At 43.9% G+C, this 20,492-nt stretch carries 15 protein-coding genes and 2 rRNA genes (1 of these 17 only partly in view); 5 read left to right on the top strand and 12 right to left on the bottom strand.

Translation table 11 applies throughout. The annotated features are described in order from the left end of the window. Positions 1 to 2: 2 nt before the first annotated feature. Together nirD and nirB are read right to left on the bottom strand one after the other, a co-directional pair. On the bottom strand, positions 3 to 332 hold the full coding sequence (nirD, locus tag MKX36_RS03245) for a nitrite reductase small subunit NirD (RefSeq protein WP_340864207.1): 330 nt from the start codon (positions 330 to 332) through the stop codon (positions 3 to 5). 39 nt (positions 333 to 371) lie between these two features. After that, entirely contained in the window at positions 372 to 2,801 is a 2,430-nt protein-coding gene (nirB, locus tag MKX36_RS03240) for a nitrite reductase large subunit NirB (protein WP_039276742.1), read from the bottom strand. Between the two features lie 317 nt (positions 2,802 to 3,118). On the opposite strand from nirB, the gene MKX36_RS03235 reads away from it, so the two are divergent. The 3 genes from MKX36_RS03235 to MKX36_RS03225 are packed head-to-tail and all read left to right on the top strand — an operon-like array spanning position 3,119 to position 7,098. Beyond that, positions 3,119 to 4,777 (top strand): spore germination protein, encoded by a 1,659-nt coding sequence (locus MKX36_RS03235; RefSeq protein WP_340864206.1) that lies wholly within the window; start codon positions 3,119 to 3,121, stop codon positions 4,775 to 4,777. A 25-nt stretch (positions 4,778 to 4,802) separates the two neighbouring features. Then, positions 4,803 to 5,906: a GerAB/ArcD/ProY family transporter gene (locus tag MKX36_RS03230; RefSeq protein WP_340864205.1), complete on the top strand. Its 1,104-nt coding sequence runs from the start codon at positions 4,803 to 4,805 to the stop codon at positions 5,904 to 5,906. Beyond that, the gene (locus MKX36_RS03225; RefSeq protein WP_340864204.1) at positions 5,899 to 7,098 is read left to right on the top strand and encodes a Ger(x)C family spore germination protein; all 1,200 of its coding nucleotides are present in this window, start codon (positions 5,899 to 5,901) and stop codon (positions 7,096 to 7,098) included. Before MKX36_RS03230 ends, MKX36_RS03225 begins: the two co-directional genes overlap by 8 nt. Positions 7,099 to 7,225: 127 nt before the next feature. Here MKX36_RS03225 and treR read toward each other — a convergent pair whose 3' ends face one another. From treR to MKX36_RS03205, 4 genes are all read right to left on the bottom strand, one after another. Then, positions 7,226 to 7,969, bottom strand: a complete 744-nt coding sequence (gene treR, locus MKX36_RS03220; protein WP_340864203.1) for a trehalose operon repressor — start codon at positions 7,967 to 7,969, stop codon at positions 7,226 to 7,228. A 75-nt stretch (positions 7,970 to 8,044) separates the two neighbouring features. Beyond that, positions 8,045 to 10,009 carry a PTS system trehalose-specific EIIBC component gene (gene treP / locus MKX36_RS03215; protein ID WP_340864202.1) on the bottom strand — a complete coding sequence of 655 codons (1,965 nt, stop codon included), beginning with the start codon at positions 10,007 to 10,009 and terminating at the stop codon, positions 8,045 to 8,047. 105 nt (positions 10,010 to 10,114) lie between these two features. Continuing rightward, positions 10,115 to 11,842 (bottom strand): alpha,alpha-phosphotrehalase, encoded by a 1,728-nt coding sequence (gene treC / locus MKX36_RS03210; protein WP_340864201.1) that lies wholly within the window; start codon positions 11,840 to 11,842, stop codon positions 10,115 to 10,117. A gap of 277 nt (positions 11,843 to 12,119) precedes the next feature. Then, positions 12,120 to 12,701 carry a LysE family transporter gene (locus MKX36_RS03205; protein ID WP_016818396.1) on the bottom strand — a complete coding sequence of 194 codons (582 nt, stop codon included), beginning with the start codon at positions 12,699 to 12,701 and terminating at the stop codon, positions 12,120 to 12,122. 112 nt (positions 12,702 to 12,813) lie between these two features. On the opposite strand from MKX36_RS03205, the gene MKX36_RS03200 reads away from it, so the two are divergent. Beyond that, positions 12,814 to 13,368 carry a helix-turn-helix domain-containing protein gene (locus MKX36_RS03200; RefSeq protein ID WP_017428683.1) on the top strand — a complete coding sequence of 185 codons (555 nt, stop codon included), beginning with the start codon at positions 12,814 to 12,816 and terminating at the stop codon, positions 13,366 to 13,368. Positions 13,369 to 13,486: 118 nt separating this feature from the next. Here the strand turns inward: MKX36_RS03200 and MKX36_RS03195 are convergent, their stop codons facing one another. From MKX36_RS03195 to MKX36_RS03180, 4 genes are all read right to left on the bottom strand, one after another. Continuing rightward, complete coding sequence (locus tag MKX36_RS03195) at positions 13,487 to 14,056, bottom strand: maltose acetyltransferase domain-containing protein (RefSeq protein ID WP_016818394.1); 570 nt, start codon at positions 14,054 to 14,056, stop codon at positions 13,487 to 13,489. A 25-nt stretch (positions 14,057 to 14,081) separates the two neighbouring features. Next, complete coding sequence (locus MKX36_RS03190) at positions 14,082 to 15,266, bottom strand: MFS transporter (RefSeq protein WP_340864200.1); 1,185 nt, start codon at positions 15,264 to 15,266, stop codon at positions 14,082 to 14,084. Positions 15,267 to 15,644: 378 nt separating this feature from the next. Next, the gene (gene lpdA, locus MKX36_RS03185; RefSeq protein ID WP_340864199.1) at positions 15,645 to 17,330 is read right to left on the bottom strand and encodes a dihydrolipoyl dehydrogenase; all 1,686 of its coding nucleotides are present in this window, start codon (positions 17,328 to 17,330) and stop codon (positions 15,645 to 15,647) included. A gap of 58 nt (positions 17,331 to 17,388) precedes the next feature. Continuing rightward, positions 17,389 to 17,829 (bottom strand): OsmC family protein, encoded by a 441-nt coding sequence (locus MKX36_RS03180; RefSeq protein ID WP_016818391.1) that lies wholly within the window; start codon positions 17,827 to 17,829, stop codon positions 17,389 to 17,391. A 155-nt stretch (positions 17,830 to 17,984) separates the two neighbouring features. On the opposite strand from MKX36_RS03180, the gene MKX36_RS03175 reads away from it, so the two are divergent. Further along, positions 17,985 to 18,452 carry a MarR family winged helix-turn-helix transcriptional regulator gene (locus tag MKX36_RS03175; RefSeq protein ID WP_230877829.1) on the top strand — a complete coding sequence of 156 codons (468 nt, stop codon included), beginning with the start codon at positions 17,985 to 17,987 and terminating at the stop codon, positions 18,450 to 18,452. A gap of 256 nt (positions 18,453 to 18,708) precedes the next feature. Here MKX36_RS03175 and rrf read toward each other — a convergent pair. Both rrf and MKX36_RS03165 read right to left on the bottom strand, forming a co-directional pair. Next, a 5S ribosomal RNA gene (gene rrf, locus MKX36_RS03170) occupies positions 18,709 to 18,825 on the bottom strand. 150 nt (positions 18,826 to 18,975) lie between these two features. Continuing rightward, positions 18,976 to 20,492, bottom strand: a 23S ribosomal RNA gene (locus MKX36_RS03165) (it continues 1,410 nt past the right edge of the window).

The following is a 20,492-nucleotide window of genomic DNA, read 5'->3' as shown; positions in this document are numbered from 1 at the left end:
AATTAAACCGTTTCGAGCGATATTTTCACTTTTTCTCCCTCTTCACAGACGGCGAACGTTTTAATTTGCCCGTGATCGGGCTCTTGAACGGTACCCGTCCGCAAATCAATTTTCCAGTCATACAAAGGATCATAAATATAATGTCCCGATACTATCGCCTCTGTAAGAGGACCTCCTTTGGGATGAGGGTTGGTATTTTCAACAGCATAAAGCTCATTCTCCGAAGTGCGGAAAACAGCAATTTCAGTCCCTTTGATGTGGATGGTACGTCCTATTCTAGTCGGAAAATCCTTACTGTGACCGACGACAAGCCATTCGGCATTCTTGATCATTTGCTTGATTGCTCCCTTCCTCAGGCATTTTAGATACAATTACACAATAGATGGAGTGACAACTTCAAATAGATTTTTACGTGTATCCTCATCATTGATGATCTTTTTCCACGGGTCTTCGACCTGTTGTAGTGCAAATTCAATACGTTCTACTAAAGCTTGTCGATTAGCGGTATCGTGAACGACAACCTTCTGAATCTCTTCCAAACCGATCCGTTCCACCCACTCCGAAGTACGTTCTAGATATTGCCCTGTTTCCCGATAGAACTGCATCACGGCTCCTACAATATCAATCAGTTCAGCGTCCGTTTTTACTTTACAGAGTGAATCAGCCAACCGTGCTTTAATACCGCCGTTTCCACCGATAAAGATCTCCCAGCCCCCGTCATTGCCTACGATTCCGATATCTTTTGTACATGATTCCGCACAGTTGCGTGGACAGCCATTAACTGCTAATTTGAATTTTGCTGGGAAATCCAGTCGTTCAAATTTCCGTTCCAGCACTTCTCCCATTCCCATCGAATCCTGTGTACCAAAACGGCAAAATTGCGATCCAACACAGGTTTTAACCGTACGAAGTGATTTCGCGTAGGCATATCCTGAAGGCATATCGAGTTCTTCCCACACTTTAGGCAGATCTTCTTTACGGACACCAATCAAATCCAGCCGCTGTCCCCCAGTTACTTTAACGACTTTAACGTTGTATTTAAGAGAAACATCAGCTATTTTCTTCAGATCCTCTGGAGTCGTTACACCGCCGTACATTCTTGGCACCACTGTAAACGTTCCGTCTTTTTGAATGTTCGCATGCAATCGCTCATTTACAAAGCGGGAATCTCCCTCATTTTCATAGGTATCTGGGTTAATCATCCCTAAATAATAATTCAGCGCCGGACGGCATTTGGAGCATCCTTCATCATTATGCCAACCCAGTACATTCATCACTTCACGCGTAGTTGTCAGCCCTTTGGTTTTGATCGCTTCCACAATCTCATCCCGGCTCAATGTTGTACAACCACATATTCCTTGCTTGGCTGACGTCTTGAAGCTATCTCCAAGAACATATTGCAAAATTTGCTCAACAACTGGCTTACATCCACCACAGGAACGCGTAGCTCCGGTACATGCCTTAATTTCGTCGACTGTGGTTAGTCCATTTTCATTAATTGCATCCACAATCGCCTTTTTAGTTACACCGTTACAGCCACACACAATTTCGTCATCGGCCATCGTTTCAGCGGATGATGTTTTCGCCCCGTGATTGCTGCATCCAGTACCCATAAGCTGTCCATATATTTCATCTGTCATTGGCGTTTGCTGACGCACATACTTTTGAAGACTAGCAGATTCGCTCACATCGCCAAACAGTACAGTCCCCACAATTTTATTGTCACGAAGCAGCACTTTTTTGTATGTGCGCTTCCACTCATCCTTTGCTACAATCACCGTATGTTCAGGCTGGGTTATGAATTCACCAGCTGAGAAAACATCCACCCCTGAAATTTTGAGCTTGGTGGAAACCACCGATCCTGCATAACCTTCGGTATCCGCGCCTGCCAAATGTTTGGCAATTACACTTCCCTGTTCAAACAGCGGAGCTACCAGACCGTAGCAGACCCCACGGTGTTCAACACATTCCCCTACGGCATATACGTCCGGCAAGGAGGTTCTCATCAAATCATCGACCACAATCCCACGGTTCGTTTCCATACCACTTTCCACAGCTACCTGGATATTAGGCTTGATTCCGACGGCCATTACGACCAAATCCGCTTCCAGCTCACTTCCATCCGAGAAGCGCAGTCCTTGTACCCGATCTTGACCGTACACCTCCGCAGTTTGCATTTGCATAGCAAACTTGATTCCCTGGCGTTCCAGTTCTGCTTTCAACATCGCAGACGCTTCCCGGTCCAGCTGACGTTCCATCAAATCTTCCATTAAGTGAACGACCGTAACATCCATTCCTAGGTTGACCAAGCCTTTAGCTGCCTCCAGCCCCAATAGACCTCCGCCAATGACAGCTGCCTTTTTATAGGTCTTTGCCGCCTCCAGCATGGCCGAGCAATCGGCGATATCCCGGAAACCAATAACGCCTGGTAATTCTTTACCCGGAATAGGCAGAATAAACGATTGTGAGCCGGTAGCTACCAAAGCCACGTCGTAGTCAATTTCCAGTCCGTCTTCGGTGCGAATCTTCTTGTGCTCACCGTCGATGCTTTTAACCATTTTTCCTGTATATAAAGTAATTCCTTGATCCGCATACCATTGCAAATCGTTCAGTATAATATCATCTATTGTTTTACTACCTTCCAACACATAAGAGAGCATGATCCTGTTATAGTTTGGATGCGGCTCACTTCCCAGGACTGTAATTTCATATTTATCTGTTAATTTTAAAATTTGTTCGACCGTATTGATACCAGCCATCCCGTTCCCTATAACCACAAGCTTCTTTTTACTGTTTATCATATACCGGTTCCTCCATTCATTCGACGCTACTTCCTATCCGACGACATCTCTACGTTTCTAATGAATATTGTTTATGCTTCTATTCTAATACAGTAGATAGGTCTATATGTGATTTCAATCACAATATAGTTAAAATTATGAATATTTAGGGATTTCCCTATTCTATTTCAAGGGATTAAGGTAAGGACCGGAAATCATAGCCGTGTCATCGAATGAATCTTTCCAATTCATGCGTAAATACAACCGTTATAAGGAATACTTTATGAACAACTTGTATCTTATGGGAAAATGAATTGAATTGTTTGGAGGTAATCATCATGTGGTCTAAAATCATTACTTATCTTCCTAGCTGGAGTACACTCTTTCAAGCCGGCCTCGCGTTGATTATTCCTTTAGGAATTTATTATATAAACACCTCGATTTATTCATTTGTCGGCAGTAAGGGAGCCAAATCTAAGCATAACAAAGGTCCCATTGATCAAAGACATGAACCAAGCTCTAAAATTACAGGAAATTATGATTCCGACTTACAGACAATTCGTGAGGCTATAGGCGAAAATAGTGATGTGCATTTTCGTGAGTTTATGGTGAAGAAATTTCATGCTCGGTCCATGTTAGTCTTCATAGATGGTATGCAGGATGAAAAGCTTATGAGCGAGCAGGTATTGGAGGTCTTGATGTTTGAGGGCCAGCAGGGCCAGGACCAACAGGAACAGCAGCCGGAAGGTTTAAGTAACTCTTTTATAAAAGAAAGCCTGATGCCACTTACGCAAATTAGTGAAGTTACCCGTATGGAGGAACTGTACGAGTTCATCCTTTTAGGTCATACCGCCTTATTAATTGAAGGAATGAAGGAAGCGCTACTGGTGGGCCCGCCTAACGGCGCTATTCGCTCCGTCAATGAGCCAACCTCTGAAGCATTGCTTCGGGGTCCCAGAATCGGTTTTACGGAAGTATTGAGTGAAAATACTTCGATGCTTCGCCGCCAAGGCTTAAATAAGAGTCTGGAAATGAAGAAATTCCAAGTAGGAAGCAGAATCAAAAAGGATCTCGTTATCGCTTATATAAAGGATATTGTGAATCCGGACCTGCTTGAAGAAGTAAGCCGCAGAATATCAAAAATAGACATGGATTTTTTACCTGAATCCGGATATGTGGAACAACTTATCGAAGACAATTATTTAAGTCCATTCCAACAGGCTCATAACACAGAGCGTCCCGACCGTGTCATTAATGCTTTGTTGGAAGGAAGAATTGCGATCTTACTGGATGGTACCCCCTTTGCACTTATTGTGCCGGTGACCTTCAGTATGCTGCTTCAATCTCCCGAGGACTATTATGAGCGATGGATTCCAGGAACACTTTTACGTCTGCTTCGTTTTAGCGGAGCGTTTATAGCGCTTATGGGGCCTGCTTTGTACATTTCTTTTATATCGTTTCATCCCGGTTTAATTCCGACCAAGCTGGTCATTAGCATTATCGGAACCCGTCAAGGCGTCCCTTTCCCATCCGTCATTGAGGTCCTGATTTTGGAAATCTCTATCGAAATTCTACGGGAGGCCGGTATTCGCTTGCCCAAACCTATTGGTCCTGCGATGGGCATTGTAGGAGGCTTGGTCATCGGTGATGCTGCTGTCAATGCGGGCATCGTTAGTCCCTTCCTGGTCATTGTGGTTGCGGTTACGGCCATTTCTTCGTTTTCCATACCAACATATAGTGCGGGCATAACCCTGCGCCTTTTGCGTTTTGTCGGAATGTTTTTTGCAGCAATGCTGGGCATGTTTGGAACCATATTGTTCTTTCTGTTAATTTGTATCCATCTGACGAAGTTAAGAAGCTTTGGTGTACCATATGTAACTCCCTTTTCCCCCATGCGACCAAGCGACTGGAAGGATCTGTACATCCGAGCTCCTATTTCTCTGATGAAACGAAGACCTGTCATGATGAAAACACAGCAACGCAAACGACGATCATGATGCCCAATACGAAGGAGGAGCTACTGTGTTTAGAAACTCAGATGATAAGATCACAACGAAGCAGGCGGCTGTATTCTTGACCAATACCGTATTGGGCGCAGGGATCTTGACGCTACCGAGAGGTGTAACTGAACAAGTGCAGACTCCTGATGCCTGGCTTTCTGTCCTTATCGGCGGAGGTATTGTTATATTCGTCATCTGGGTCATGGTGAAGTTAAGTCAAAAGTTTCCTGGAAACACCATATATCAATACTCCAGAAGAATTGTAGGCACTGTTCCGGGAGGATTCTTAAGCGTGCTATTAATTATTTACTTTATTATCATAGCCGGATTTGAGATCCGTGTGTTAGCTGAGGTAACCGTATTTTTCCTACTGGAAGGCACACCCATCTGGGCGATTGTGATTCCATTCATCTGGGTAGGGAGTTATTTGGTTTTTGGAGGCATTAATTCCATCGCGCGGCTGTACCAGATTGTACTTCCGATCAGTCTCTTCTTTCTGCTTCTCTGTTTTGTCTTTAGCTTAAGAATTTTTCAAATTGATCATCTTCGTCCCGTATTGAGTGATGGAATTTTCCCCGTCATCAAGGGGCTGAAATCGACTATTCTTGTCTTTGCTGGATGTGAAGTCGTCATGACACTGGTCGCTTTTATGCAGCAGCCCGAAAAAGCATTTAAGGCCATGGCAGCGGGCATCAGTATCCCTTTAGTTTTGTATTTTTTGACTGTAGTTATGGTGATCGGCGGGCTATCAGTAGATTCTACGGTGACAAGTACTTGGCCTACCATTAATTTGATGCGAAGTTTTGAGATCCCCGGATTTCTTTTTGAGCGTCTGGAGTTTCCACTGCTGGTGATCTGGGTGATGCAAATGTTTTGTAATTTCTGCAGTTTTTTCTTCAATGCATCTTTAGGTCTCTCACAAGTGTTTGGTCTCAAATATCGTTATGCGATTTTCGGTTTAATTCCGCTTATCTTTATCTCCACCATGACTCCTATTCGTATGATGGAAGTGTTTAGTCTCGGTGACGCGATTGGATACATGGGGATCATATTATTTTTGATGATACCGGTATTTCTCTCCATCGTATTGATGATCAGGAAGAAGGGATTGAAGCAAAATGTGTAGACGGTCTATCTTATCTGTACTGCTTGCCTCCATTCTTCTGGTCACTCAAGTCGGCTGCTGGAGCAGTAAAGAAGTAGAGGAGCTTAGCATATATACAGGATTGGCTCTGGACCGTGGAGAGCTCACTCCATTGGAACAGGATCTGGAGAAGAAAGGAAGCCGGTACTTCAAGAAAAATAAAATTACGGCCAGTTTACAAATCGTTCCCAAAAAATCATCTGGTGGCCCAAGCCAGCAAGGTGGAGGAGGGGGACAAGAGCCAAACTATAACAACATAACCAGCACAGGAGATTCTTTGCTTGAAATTTTTCGACAGCTCTCTCTCCGTTTGGATCGCCCCGTTATTGGCCACCACCTAAAGGTTATGGTGATTTCTACCGAACTGGCAAAACAACAGACGATGCAGCAATTGATGGATTTTGTGCTTCGTGATAATGATATTCGTCCGAGTTGTTTGGTCTTCTTAAGCAAAGGACGAGCAGCTAATACTTTAGTTACCAAATATAAGGAAGAAGTCCCATCCATTCATATTCTATATATGCTTCGTAACCATTTCAGAACCAGCAAGGTCATGACAGGGGTCAATTTGTCTGAATTGGATGGGATGATGCATTCCAAAAAAAGCTATATATTGCAAAACATTACTGAGTCCGATGGGGAATTAGAATTTTCAGGTGCTGGCATTATCAAAGGAGATACCGGTCACTGGATCGGTACTTTGGGACAACAAGACGTGGAGAGTATCGGATGGGTTAAGGGTGATGTCGAGGGCGGAGCTGTCAAAACGTATGATAAGAATAATGAAGCCATAACCTATGAAATTAAATCGGTAAAAAGCAAAATGACGATCAAGATGACCAACGGAAACGACATCTCTTTTCATGTAAAAATTGAATCCAAAGGACGTCTAATTGAAAACTGGGATGAGACAGTGAACCCGACTGAGACGTCAAACATAAAAGAGGCAGAGAAAGAATTTGAAAAACAAGTGACTCAAAGGATTAAGTCCCTTATGCACAAATTACAAGCCGAATACAAAGTCGATGTGGCCGGTTTTGGTGAACGTTTGCATATTGAAAAACCTCAGATTTGGAAAAAAGTAAAAGATGATTGGGATTATAAGTTCAGTAAAATCCCCGTAACCTTCGATGTTAAGCTAACCATTACGGATTTAGGTTCCTCAGCCGAATAGTCAACATCTACTCAAAATTTGTCCTCGAGTCAAAAAAGAACCCCTCTTCTTTAGAAGAGGGGCTTTCCACCACATTGAACTATTCCAAATTAATCACTCGTTCTTGGGTCAACTCTAATGGGTCAGCTTAAAAACTCAGATTTCTCTCTTCACCGTGGGAACGTCTGGCAAAATCGACGAATTGAAATTTATCCAGCCGATGCCTTGATTCGGTATACTGGAACAATGTGGTGTCTTCCAAATAAACATAGTTACGGACTACAACCACATGAGTATAGTTTTGGAGGTCCATCAGCTTACGATCTTCTTCATCTGCATCTTCTACAGAAACGATCTTTTTAGCATAACTGATTTGAAGATGGAGCTCCCCTTCCAGGTACTCGTAGATAGATTCACGACTAATTTCCTCGGTAAGCACGGGGACAATGTCTGATCGAAAGTAGTCTTTATCCAGTATGACACATTCACCTTCTATTTCACGTGCACGAATGACTTTCCAGACCAAATACTTGTCTTTGTCAATCTCAAGATGAGTAGCTATATCATCTGGAACGGGAATCAACTGATTTTCATGAACAATCGTTTGTGATTTACGCCCAATCCGCTCAGACATTTCTTTGAAACTGACCAATCCCCCTATGGGAAAATCCATCCGTCCTATATCCAGAACAAAAGATCCTTTAGCCTTTATTTTATGGATATACCCATTTTGTGCAAGCAAGTGAAGTGCCTTACGCACGGTCTCACGAGAAGTGTCATACTCCCGGGCCAATTCATTTTCAGAGGGCATTTTCGAACCAGGAGCCAATTCGCCTGTCTGGATTCGTCCCGAGTACTCTTGATAAATTTGCAAAAATATATTCTTAGTCAATTTTCATCACCACGTTTATTGTAGCATTCTTTCACTGACCAGGTTACTAAAATAGGCTAGCAGGATGAATCTGACTTAATCCGTTTTGTTTGATGAAGAATTCAAATGAATTCTCATTAAGATATATTGCAAATCATTCGCCTCACCCGGCAATTCCTCAACTGATTCAATCATATTCTGCCCATCGGGGACAATAACCGGTGTAATGATGGGATATCCCGATTTCTGAATCAGCTCACGGTCAAATTCCATCAGTAGCTGGCCCTGCTCCACAGTTTGACCTGTCTCCACATGCATGGTGAATCCTTCTCCCTTCAATGACACCGTGTTGATTCCTACATGTACCAGTATCTGTACACCTGTCGGATGCTCCAAAATCAAGGCATGCTTGCTTTTCACCATGATGTGAATGACTTTTCCACTGAAAGGGGCAAGAATCCGACCATCCCTCGGTTCCACGGCAATACCTTGCCCCATCTGCCGTTCGGCAAAAGCCTGATCAGGAACCTGCTCCAATGGCACCACATGCCCCAATACCGGGGTCTTTACTTCAAGCACATCCAGTGCAGAATTTTGACGGCCCGAATCTTTCTGTACGGAGTCGTTAGCTGGTGTAGCAGGAGTCTGACGGCGTTTACTTAGCAGTTTCCCATACATGAAGGTTAAAGCGAACGGTACAATCAATACAATTGCCATCCCGATGAAGAATACGCCCCAGTTGTTTGGGAAAATGGATAGGAAGCCTGGAATCCCTCCTACACCAATGGAAGAAGCCAACACATGATTTACGGTGAGCAGTATACCTGCGATACCGGAACCGATCATTCCGAATACAAACGGATATTTATACCGGATATTCACCCCGAATATGGCAGGCTCGGTCACACCCAGAAACGCAGACACAGAAGAGGTAAGAGCCAATCCTTTTCCCTTTTGCTCCTTCAATACCAGCATCATGGCCAGTGCTCCGGCCCCCTGAGCGATATTGGACAGTGCCAGCATCGGCCATAGGAACGTGCCACCCTGCGTACCAATTAATTGCACGTCCACCGCCAGGAAAGTATGGTGCATTCCCGTAATGACCAGCAAGGAGTAAAAGCCTCCATAAATCAAGCCACCCAGCGCAGGAGCCAAATCGAAAACGTATACAAGACCAGACGTAATTGCATTACCAATCATAAAAGTAACCGGACCGATCACTGTAAAAGCAAGAAATCCTGTAATTAACAATGTAATCGGAGCTACGAGCAACAGCTTAAATGAATCCGCTATCTTCTTATTGAGGAATTTCTCAATTTGTACGAGCACGTAAGCGGATACCAAAACGGGTAGAACCTGTCCCTGATAACCAATCTTGTTCACGTGCCAGCCAAACAAATCCCACACCGGAACGGTCCCTTTGGTCACGGCATCTGCATAGCTGTATGCACTCAGTAGATCTGGATGAACCAGAATCAAACCCAGTACAATCCCGAGTAAAGGACTACCGCCAAACCGGACAACAGCCGACCATCCAATCAAAGCAGGTAGAAATGTAAAAGCAGTGCTGGCAATGGTATTAATGATTGCTGCAAAGTCGGTCCATTGAGGGTAGACCTGAACCAGAGACATTCCTTCGAAAAAGATTCCATTGCCTGTCAAAATATTATTGATCCCAAGTAATAAACCTGCAGTCACGATCGCGGGCAAAATCGGAATAAAGATATCTGCCAGCGTCTTGATGGCACGCTGAATCGGGTTTTGTTTTTTACTAGCGGCGTTTTTAACATCGTCCTTAGAAGCCCGACTGCCTCCTGTAATGGAGATCATTTCGTCATATACCTTATCCACCAGACCTGGACCAATCACGACCTGATACTGTCCTTGTGAAGAAAATTGGCCTTTGACCAGATCATTTTGTTCGAGTGCTTCTTTATCGACCAGCTTATCATCATAAAGGGCAAATCGCAGACGAGTTACGCAATGCGTAGAGGCCTCTATGTTGTCTTTACCACCAACGGCTTTTACAATGTCTTCCACCTGTGCTCTTTCAATCGCCATCTAGTCCACTCCCTCGACGTTTGCTCATTTTTAAAGCAGCACCCCGGCTTAAAAATAAATGTACTACCGGGGTACTACTAGATGTTTCCATACTATTCACTCAGGTTAACGAACAATCCACATATAGGAAGCATACGGAGTCAAAGAGACCACCTGATTTAGCTGCGGAGCGTGCTGGGTATTACCGATTAAAAGCTCAGCCGCAACCCCTGCTTGATTATCTAATGATGAATAAAATGAATCCGGTATACGGAACTGTACATCCTGCCCGCTAAAATTAGAGATGACGACCAAAGTCTCCTGTTCATTGCTGCGTTGATAGGCATAGACCTGAGGGTGGGCTTCATCCAAGCGTTGATAATCCCCATCGGTGATGACCTGTACCGTCTTACGCAGATGAATCAGCTTACGATAATGATTATAGATCGAGTCCGGGTCCTCTAACTGGGACTGAACGTTGATATGTGGATATCGTTCATCTACCTTAATCCAAGGCGTGCCTGTAGTGAAACCTGCATTGCGAGTATTATCCCACTGCATCGGTGTCCTCGAATTATCACGGGACCGCTCTCGAATGATATCCAACGCTTCCTCTGCGCTTTTGCCTTGCTCCTGCAAGATACGATACATATTCAGCGATTCAACATCCCGAAACTCTTCAATATCTGACCACTGCGGATTGGGCATTCCAATCTCTTCACCTTGAAATATATATGGTGTTCCCTGAAGTCCATGTAGCGTGGTGGCGAGTAGCTTGGCGCTTTCCACATGGTATTCACCATCATCCAAAAAGCGAGAGATCGCTCTTGGCTGATCATGATTGTTAAAAAACAATGCACTCCAGCCGCCACCCTGTTGCATGCCAATCTGCCAATCCGAAAATAGCCTTTTCAGCATTTCAAAATCATAAGGCATGAGTTCCCACTTTTGCCCATTAGGATAATCCACCTTCAAATGATGAAAATTAAAGGTCATAGATAATTCTCTTCTCTCTGGATTGGAATAACGGATACAATGATCCAGTGAGGTGGAGGACATCTCCCCTACAGTGACGCTGTTATATGTTGAGAATACTTTCTCATGTAATTCATGAAGGTATTCATGCACATGCGGACCATCCGTATAATACTTACGCCCGTCCCCAGGAGCCGTGCTTCCATCATCATCCGAGAATTGCCGATCCTTGGAGATCAAATTAATGACATCAAGTCGGAAGCCACTAACTCCCTTCTCAGCCCAAAACTCCAGCACATTAACAACTTCTTGGCGAACTTTGGGATTTTCCCAGTTTAAATCCGCCTGCGTCTTATCAAACAGTGTCAAGAAGTATTGGTTTGTCGCCTCGTCATACTGCCAAGCTGGTCCACCAAACTTGGAAATCCAGTTGTTCGGAGGTCCTCCATCGGGTGCTGGGTCACGCCAGATATAATAATCCCTGTACTCATTATCCTTAGAAAGCCGCGCCTGCTGAAACCAGACATGTTCTGTGGAAGAATGGTTAACCACGATGTCGATCATCAAGTGCATCCCACGCGCCCGAATTTCCTGGCTCAATTCTTCAAAATCCTGCATTGTTCCATATTCAGGATTAATCCGGCAATAATCGGCTACATCATACCCGTTATCGCGCTGTGGCGAGACATATACAGGCTGCAACCAGATAATATCAACACCCAGTCCTTGCAGATAATCCAGCTTTTGTGTCAGACCTCTTATATCACCGGTTCCTTTGCCCGTCGTATCGTTAAAGCTTTTGGGATAAACCTGATAGACGACCGATTTGCGCCACCAGTCTTGATCTTGAGGAATTAAAGCCTTGTTCATTGCTTCCATTCATGCTCATTCCTTTCTTACGAAATGAAGTAGCGTAAAAGAATTTAATATAACGCTTTCAACTTCTTGTATATACAAGATTAAATCATGTATATACAAGTTGTCAATATACTTTATGTATTAAGGTAATACCCGTTTTACAGCTAAATGACCAGAAAACTCATCCATTCTGTCCGATTGTATTTCATGACTCTTTCAATAAACTCTATTTCACACGAAAAAGGCTCCTGCTTATAAGTCAGGAACCCATCTTTTAAATCGTGAATACGGTATTTATTTAAATCCATATAGATAGTGCGCTATAAAGGAGCAATAAGGCCATTATGATATTGAAGGAGCGCTCGTACTTATTCAAAAAGCGTTGAAACATGGCGCCGAAAATCGCCCAGCACATGACAGCTACAAAACCAATACAGGTCAGGATTAACGAGATCGTTATCATTGTCATATATGACACATCATACGGCATTACAAACGTTGAAATGACCGTAATACCATACAAAATGATTTTTAAATTGATAAATTGCAGCAGCAGTCCCGATTTGAAGGAATATCCTTCATTGTGGTCATTATCCTCCGAAGTAGATTTGCTCTTTGCTATTTTTACTGCCAGGTAAAGCATGTACAGACTACCAAGAACATTCATCCAGATTTTAACCCGAGGCAAGAAATGATATAAAGCTAGATTAAAATAGCAGGCTAACAGCATAATAGCGAAACAGCCTGCTGTTATTCCCAGTAAGAATGGAAAAGCTCTCTTCAAACCTAACCGCCTGGCACTGTCCAATGACATAATATTGTTGGGGCCTGGCGTAAAGCTAGTAACAAGTACATAAGATAAAAATGGAATAAACGGCATGCAACAATCAACTCCAGTGTGTTATAATTGAATAAAATGTACGTTGAAACGCACATTTGTACTTCATGATTGTACATCATGTTCTTTATACAGCACAAGAGGGGACGAAGAAATGATGGAGAATATTAATTTGATTTTAAGTAAAAATCTAAAACATCTAAGAAATGAAAGAAAATTGAGTTTAGATAAATTAGCTGACCTGACGGGGATCAGTAAAACGATGCTCGGCCAGATTGAACGCGGAGAATCTAATCCTTCGATTACAACGGTATGGAAAATTGCGAACGGTCTGAAAATATCATTCACTGCCCTGATTAGCGAGCCGCCTGCCGATGCCATAGTCGTTCCTAAAAGCAAAGTACAAGTGCTTGAAGAAAGCAATCACTATCGCTTGTATCCGTTTTTCCCCTATGAAGGAAATAGAAATTTTGAGGTCTATACCGTAGAGATTGAACCAGGCGGGGAACTGAGTTCTGCCCCACACCGTGAGGGTACTGAAGAATTTATTACCGTATTTGAGGGTGAAATGGTGGTAAAAGTTAGCGAAGAAATGTACACGGTGAAAGCTGGAGATTCGATCCGCTTTAAAGCAGACCGTCCACATATATACTATAATTCGGGAGAAACACTGGTACGGATGAATATGATCATTTATTACTCTGTATAGTTCAATTCTTAAAGAGCATACATGTAAAAGCCCTTAAATTAAATGATCCTATTAAAATAAAGAGCTCTTTTAATAGGATCATCGGTACAAATATTAAATGATTAGACCTGTATAGTGTTTATGAGATTTCAATTTGCTTAATTATTCGTGCTGGATTTCCAGCTACAACTACATTATCTGGAACATCCTTGGTTACTATTGCTCCTGATGCCACTACGACATTATCGCCTATCGTAATACCGGGATTAATAACAGCTCTACCGCCGATCCATACATTGTTACCAATCGTTACAGGCTTTCCATACTCTGCCCCAGCGATTCTTTCAAATGGATCAATGGGATGAGTCGCTGTGTAAATATGCACTCCTGGGGCCAAAAAACAATTATCTCCAATACGCACCTCACAAACATCCAAAATAGTACAGTCGAAGTTGGCATAGAAATTTTCCCCAACATGGATGTTGTATCCATAGTCACAGCGTATGTTGGGTTCCATGTTTATATTTTCACCCGTTGATCCGAAAAGCTCCTTAAGTAACTTTTCACGATAATCGCTATCCGCCTCCGTCGTCTGATTAAAGAGACGTACACATCTTCTCGCATACTCTCTTTCACTTGTTAATTGAGGATCAGCAGCTACATACAGCTCCCCATCCAGCATCTTTTGTTTTTCCGTTTTCATAGACATGTAACAATCTCCTTTATATTTTAATTCATTTCTTTTCTTTCATCCCCACAGGCTGGGCAGCACCCGATATCAAACCAGCCACCATAACGCCAATAAGCACTACAATTAAGGCATGCAGGAGACCCACCTGTTCACCTAAAAGCCCTAATCCCGGAGGACCCACTAGAAAGGCAATATAACCAATTGTGGCTACGGCTCCTACCCGGATAGCTGCACCATGAGGGTCATCTCCTGCAGCTGACAATCCTACAGGAAAACCAAGTGAAGCTCCAAGCCCCCACAGCAAGATACCCAATCCGGCTAAGAGATCATGCTGCCCCCAGATCACTAGAGTAATACCCACAGCAGCCAGGACAGCACTTCCTTTCAACACAGGGACGCGGCCGTATTTATTCAGTATAAATCCACCCGTGAAACGTCCAATGGTCATCGCTGCCACAAATAGCCCATACATATAGGAGCCTGTTAAGGAGTCCACGCCATAACCATCTACCATCGTTAGCGGCAGCCAGTCATTCGCGGCCCCTTCTGCAAACGCCATCCCGAGCACGATGATACCAATCAGTAGGATTCGCCTTTCTTTCCAGACAGCAAGCTGAACCTTGATATTAGATCCAACCTTGTACGTAGAAATAACCTTTTCTTTACCTGTATCGTGGGGCAAATAACGATACAAATACAAAATTACCGTGGCAATCATGGCAGCCATAGCTCCAAAATGAATCACAACAGGTATGTGTAGTGCAGCTGCTCCAGAACCGATGACAGCCCCTACAAGGGTCCCCAAACTAAACGAACCGTGAAAGGCGGGCAAGAGCGTTTTATTCAACTGATTTTCTACCGCAGAACCTTCGACGTTAAGAGCTACTTCTGCTGTGCCATAGCCACCACCAAAGATGACCAAACCAACAAACACGATGCTCGTGAGCGAAAATGCAGTTCCCAACCCTACAATGACAAAACCAATCACAATCAAAAGCGCACTTCCCAGAATGACCGACCGTCCACCTATACGAGAAATAACATTGCCCGCACTAAGTAATCCCAATAAGGAACCCGCGGCTAATCCAAAAATAATAATCCCCATTTCGGCAGTCGAGACATGCAAAATATCCCGTATGACAGGCGTGCGGGACACCCAGGAAGCAAAAGCTACACCCGGTAAAGCGAATAACAAAAATAAAATATTACGAACTATCCCAGGATTCATGGAGGGTTCTCCTGTCATCGATGAGCTCCTTAGCGAGACTTTTTATAAATCTTTTAATAAGTAGTATTATAATATATTATTCTGATCGCATCCAGCACTTTTTTGTCAAAAATACCTGGGCAGTGTGATAAGCTGAGGGCAGCGGCCTCCAGTTTTTAGTGCTTCATCATTACAAGCTTTTTCTCCATCCCCCAGGGCCAGTTCCTACAATAATGGATCTGTACAGCTCTCTTCCTTCGTCAATCCTCTTCGCTTTCTCCCCAAAAACATTATGATGACCAGTTTCGTATATGTACCTTACATGAACATCCAATAATAAAAAAGGAATGCTTCCTTGTCCGCTTACTCAGACTAGAAGTATTCCTTTTATTTTTGATATTACGCTTGATGAAGCGCTCCAATGCTAAGGCCAAACGCGGCTTCGTGAATCACTTCTCCTGTCGTTGGATGAGCAAAAACGGTTTGCATGATTTGCTGCTCCGCCAGCTCATTGGCAATCGCCAATGTCAGGCTACTGATTAAAGATGATGCATCTGGACCAATGATCGATCCACCCACAATTTTTTGTGACACATTATCCTTTATCAATTTAATAAAGCCTTCCGATTCATTCATCGTTAATGCTTTCCCATTGCTGGAGAACGAAACTTTGCTTACACTGAAATCCATTTCCTCTTGCTTGCATTGATCCTCTAATATACCAACACTTGCGATTTCGGGTGAAGTGAAGATGACATTGGGAATGGCAGCATAGTGCATACCTTCCGATCCACCCATGATGGCATCAATAGCCGTGATCCCCTGATGGGAGGCGACATGGGCAAGCTGCATAATATCCGTCACATCACCAATCGCATAGATATGTTCGACGTTTGTACGCATATATTCGTTAACAGCAATGCCTTTCCCACGCTCATTGCGCTGGATACCCGCTTGTTCAATATCCAGTCCGTCCAAATTGGGCTCACGTCCGATTGCAACAAGCACTTTCTCGCTAACTAACAAATGCTCACCTTGTTTGTTTTCATAGGTGACAATAGCCTGTCCATCGTCCGCTTGTTGGATTTTAGATACCTTGGATTGGGTATGGATATGAATCCCAGCATTTTCTGCCGAATGTTTAATTTCTTCTGAAATATCACTGTCAACCATGGTCAACAAACGATCCATAAATTCTACCACGTGAACCTCTACGCCGAAATTACGATAAATGAAGGCAAACTCCATACCAATCACACCACCGCCAATAATCGTAATACTTTTTGGTAGTTCAGTAGAGGCAAGGGCATCGCTGCTATTCATTACAAAAGGAAGATTGATGCCGGGAATATTCACTTTGGTAATTTTGGAGCCTGTCGCAATAATGATATCTTTTGCTGTAACCTGGTAATGTCGTTGTCCTTTGACGCTTACTTGTGTGGCAGATAAAAAGGCAGCTTGACCGCGAATGATTTCAATATTATTTTTTTCCATTAAATAATCAATACCCGAAATCAACTTTCCTTTGATCTCATCTTTACGACGAATGACTTGTTTCATATCGACTTGAAGATCTGTTCCCGCATGAATACCAAACAAAGACGATTCCTTGATGTGGTGACAAATCTCAGAAGACTTCACCAGGGATTTAGTTGGAATACAACCTACATTAAGACAGGTGCCACCCAATTCCTCTTTTTCCACCAAGGCCACCTTTATTCCTTTTTTAGCGGCATAAATCGCTGCCACATACCCTCCAGGTCCGGCTCCAATAATTAGCAAATCCACGTTCTTATCCACTGTAGGTTGTTCCACCTTGATAGCCTGTGATTCTACTGTAGACGTCCCCTCTTCGGTAGCAGCTTCAATTGTAAATAAGGCCTGATTAGAGGATACTTCGTCGCCTTCTTCAAAGTGGATTTTACTAATACTTCCTTCGACATTTGCTGTAATTTCTCGAACACCTTTGCCTGTCTCAACCTCAAGAAGTACATCCCCAAAGGAAACGTTCTGTCCGAGCTGGACGTGATTTTTGCTAGCTTTCCCTTTTTTTCCTCCAGGGATCATTGACATTTTAACTTCCATAATTCTCAAACTCCTTCACGACCAAAAGAGAATTCCTTGAGCCCTTTTAGCGAAAAATTTAATGTCTGACTACGCCTGCTTGTACCAATTTAACCCCATTAGCCAAACAATCCCCAACCGGACAGGTCTTTTCGACAAACGCTGCAAAAGCTTCTGCTTTTTCTTGGCTCTCTGTTGTTTTAAAGTGCATGGCAAAACGTATTTCCTGAAATCCACATCGAACATCCGCTAACCCCATGAACCCATCCGGGTCCAAATCTCCTTCCAGCTCTACATGGAATTCTTCATATGAGAAACCAAAGCCTTCGGCAAAAGCAGCAACAACGATCGACTGACATGCACCAAGCGCACACAGAAGTGCTTCAACCGGATTCATCGCTTTGTCGGTTCCACCAAAATCTTCAGGCTCATCCATCACAATTTTGAACCCTCTGGATTGAGCTTCCACTTGCAACCCTTCAGGTAATTTTTTTGCAGTAGCTTTAAATGTAGTTAACATAAATATAACCTCCCGTTTACTTTGTGAAATAAATAACTTTCTTCAGGGAAATTGTAGCACTCTTAGTTTCGAAAATCAATAGTTAGCTAAGTAATTTTTTTAGTTGTTAGTATCTGATATGATGAAAAGTACAAAGGTCTGTTATACTTAAGTTGATGTATAAGAAATATAGTTCAGTTGAATGGGTTGGTGTGGCCATGTTTAACTTAGAGGATTGTCTTGCTTTTATTACCAATCGTAGTGGAAAAATCTTTTCGGAAGCCTTGGAGAAAGAATTTCGACCTTATAACATTACTAGGAGTCAATGGATTGCGATGTATTATATCAATACACACAAATCCATGACTCAACGGGAACTCGCAGAAGAATTGTCGATTAAGGAGCCAAGTGTAGTGCGGCTGCTACAAAAACTAGAAGCCGAAGGATATTTACTTCGCAGTATTGATGATGCAGACAAACGAATGAAACAAATTCAATTATCCGATCTTGGTACGCAGGTTTGCCTTAAGCTTCTGCCGATTGCTGAGAAGTTTAAGCAAGACACCATTGCTGGGATCTCTCAGGACGATCTTCATATCTTTGAGAGTGTGCTTCAGAGAATGGTTGATAACACAAGGAAATAACAAGTATAGAAAAACGACCAAGGAAGGTACTTCTCTTGGTCGTTTTTCTTATAAAGCACGCATGTAATTGCTGGTTTACACTTCTACACTTACTGTAAAAGTAGAAGTAAATGGTTAAGTAAGCACAGGAGTAGTGGCACATGAATATCTTACTGTTTTTTTCATAAAAAAGTGCGTAAATGAAATCGCATTTCTAAGATCGGCTTAATTCCAAAAAGAAAGACACACCCCTTAATGGGATGTGCCTTTTTTTCTTGCTTGGCGGCGTCCTACTCTCCCAGGACCCTGCGGTCCAAGTACCATCGGCGCTGGAGGGCTTAACGGTCGTGTTCGGGATGGGTACGTGTGGAACCCCTCCGCTATCGCCACCAAACATGAATTTACACCGTAAATTCTTCCGTAAGGTTATTCGGTTCATCACAGATTGTGTGAATGAATCGCCATACGCTTGTCGTATGTACTTCTACATACTTTCAAGGTTACACCCTGAAAACTGGATCCGAAACTCATTGCGTCTTATCTTTAGGATAAGCCCTCGACCGATTAGTATTGGTCAGCTCCATGCATTACTGCACTTCCACCCCCAACCTATCTACCTCGTCGTCTTCAAGGGGTCTTACATACTGGGAAATCTCATCTTGAGGGGGGCTTCACGCTTAGATGCTTTCAGCGCTTATCCCTTCCGTACATAGCTACCCAGCGGTGCTCCTGGCGGAACAACTGGTACACCAGCGGTACGTCCATCCCGGTCCTCTCGTACTAAGGACAGCTCCTCTCAAATTTCCTACGCCCACGACAGATAGGGACCGAACTGTCTCACGACGTTCTGAACCCAGCTCGCGTACCGCTTTAATGGGCGAACAGCCCAACCCTTGGGACCTACTTCAGCCCCAGGATGCGATGAGCCGACATCGAGGTGCCAAACCTCCCCGTCGATGTGGACTCTTGGGGGAGATAAGCCTGTTATCCCCAGGGTAGCTTTTATCCGTTGAGCGATGGCCCTTCCATGCGGTACCACCGGATCACTAAGCCCGACTTTCGTCCCTGCTCGACTTGTAGGTCTCGCAGTCAAGCTCCCTTCTGCCTTTGCACTCTTCGAATGATTTCCAACCATTCTGAGGGAACCTTGGGGCGCCTCCGTTACTCTTTAGGAGGCGACCGCCCCAGTCAAACTGCCCACCTGACACTGTCCTCGTACCGGATTACGGTACCAAGTTAGAACCTAGATACGATCAGGGTGGTATCCCAAGGATGCCTCCCCTCAAGCTGGCGCTCAAGGTTCAACGGCTCCCACCTATCCTGTACAGATCGTACCCAAATTCAATATCAAGCTGCAGTAAAGCTCCATGGGGTCTTTCCGTCTTGTCGCGGGTAACCTGCATCTTCACAGGTATTAAAATTTCACCGGATCTCTCGTTGAGACAGCGCCCAAGTCGTTACGCCATTCGTGCGGGTCAGAATTTACCTGACAAGGAATTTCGCTACCTTAGGACCGTTATAGTTACGGCCGCCGTTTACTGGGGCTTCGGTTCATAGCTTCGCCCGAAGGCTTACCACTCCCCTTAACCTTCCAGCACCGGGCAGGCGTCAGCCCGTATACTTCGCCTTGCGGCTTCGCACAGACCTGTGTTTTTGCTAAACAGTCGCTTGGGCCTTTTCACTGCGGCCCCCTCGGGCTATTCACCCTACCGAGGCACCCCTTCTCCCGAAGTTACGGGGTCATTTTGCCGAGTTCCTTAACGAGAGTTCTTCCGCGCGCCTTAGAATTCTCTTCTCGCCTACCTGTGTCGGTTTGCGGTACGGGCACCTTCTCCTGGCTAGAGGCTTTTCTTGGCAGTCTGAGATCATGACCTTCGCTACTATAATTTTCGCTCCCCATCACAGCCCAGCCTTCACGATGTGCGGATTTGCCTACACATCAGCCTCACTGCTTAGACGGACATCCATCAGTCCGCGTCACTACCCTACTGCGTCACCCCATCGCTCATAGCGGATTACGGTGGTACAGGAATTTCTACCTGTTGTCCTTCGACTACGCCT

The sequence above is a fragment of the Paenibacillus sp. FSL W8-0439 genome, from assembly GCF_038008995.1.
In the GTDB taxonomy this organism is placed as follows: domain Bacteria; phylum Bacillota; class Bacilli; order Paenibacillales; family Paenibacillaceae; genus Paenibacillus; species Paenibacillus polymyxa.
This window is presented reverse-complemented; position numbering and strand designations above follow the sequence as displayed.

Bases quoted from the DNA above. Each gene is read 5' to 3' on its own strand.
- nirD (WP_340864207.1), bottom strand. From the start codon at position 332: ATGATCAAGAATGCCGAATGGCTTGTCGTCGGTCACAGTAAGGATTTT.
- nirB (WP_039276742.1), bottom strand. From the start codon at position 2,801: ATGATAAACAGTAAAAAGAAGCTTGTGGTTATAGGGAACGGGATGGCT.
- MKX36_RS03235 (WP_340864206.1), top strand. From the start codon at position 3,119: ATGTGGTCTAAAATCATTACTTATCTTCCTAGCTGGAGTACACTCTTT.
- MKX36_RS03225 (WP_340864204.1), top strand. From the start codon at position 5,899: ATGTGTAGACGGTCTATCTTATCTGTACTGCTTGCCTCCATTCTTCTG.
- treP (WP_340864202.1), bottom strand. From the start codon at position 10,009: ATGGCGATTGAAAGAGCACAGGTGGAAGACATTGTAAAAGCCGTTGGT.
- treC (WP_340864201.1), bottom strand. From the start codon at position 11,842: ATGGAAGCAATGAACAAGGCTTTAATTCCTCAAGATCAAGACTGGTGG.
- MKX36_RS03205 (WP_016818396.1), bottom strand. From the start codon at position 12,701: ATGCCGTTTATTCCATTTTTATCTTATGTACTTGTTACTAGCTTTACG.
- MKX36_RS03200 (WP_017428683.1), top strand. From the start codon at position 12,814: ATGATGGAGAATATTAATTTGATTTTAAGTAAAAATCTAAAACATCTA.
- MKX36_RS03195 (WP_016818394.1), bottom strand. From the start codon at position 14,056: ATGTCTATGAAAACGGAAAAACAAAAGATGCTGGATGGGGAGCTGTAT.
- MKX36_RS03190 (WP_340864200.1), bottom strand. From the start codon at position 15,266: ATGAATCCTGGGATAGTTCGTAATATTTTATTTTTGTTATTCGCTTTA.
- lpdA (WP_340864199.1), bottom strand. From the start codon at position 17,330: ATGGAAGTTAAAATGTCAATGATCCCTGGAGGAAAAAAAGGGAAAGCT.
- MKX36_RS03180 (WP_016818391.1), bottom strand. From the start codon at position 17,829: ATGTTAACTACATTTAAAGCTACTGCAAAAAAATTACCTGAAGGGTTG.
- MKX36_RS03175 (WP_230877829.1), top strand. From the start codon at position 17,985: ATGTATAAGAAATATAGTTCAGTTGAATGGGTTGGTGTGGCCATGTTT.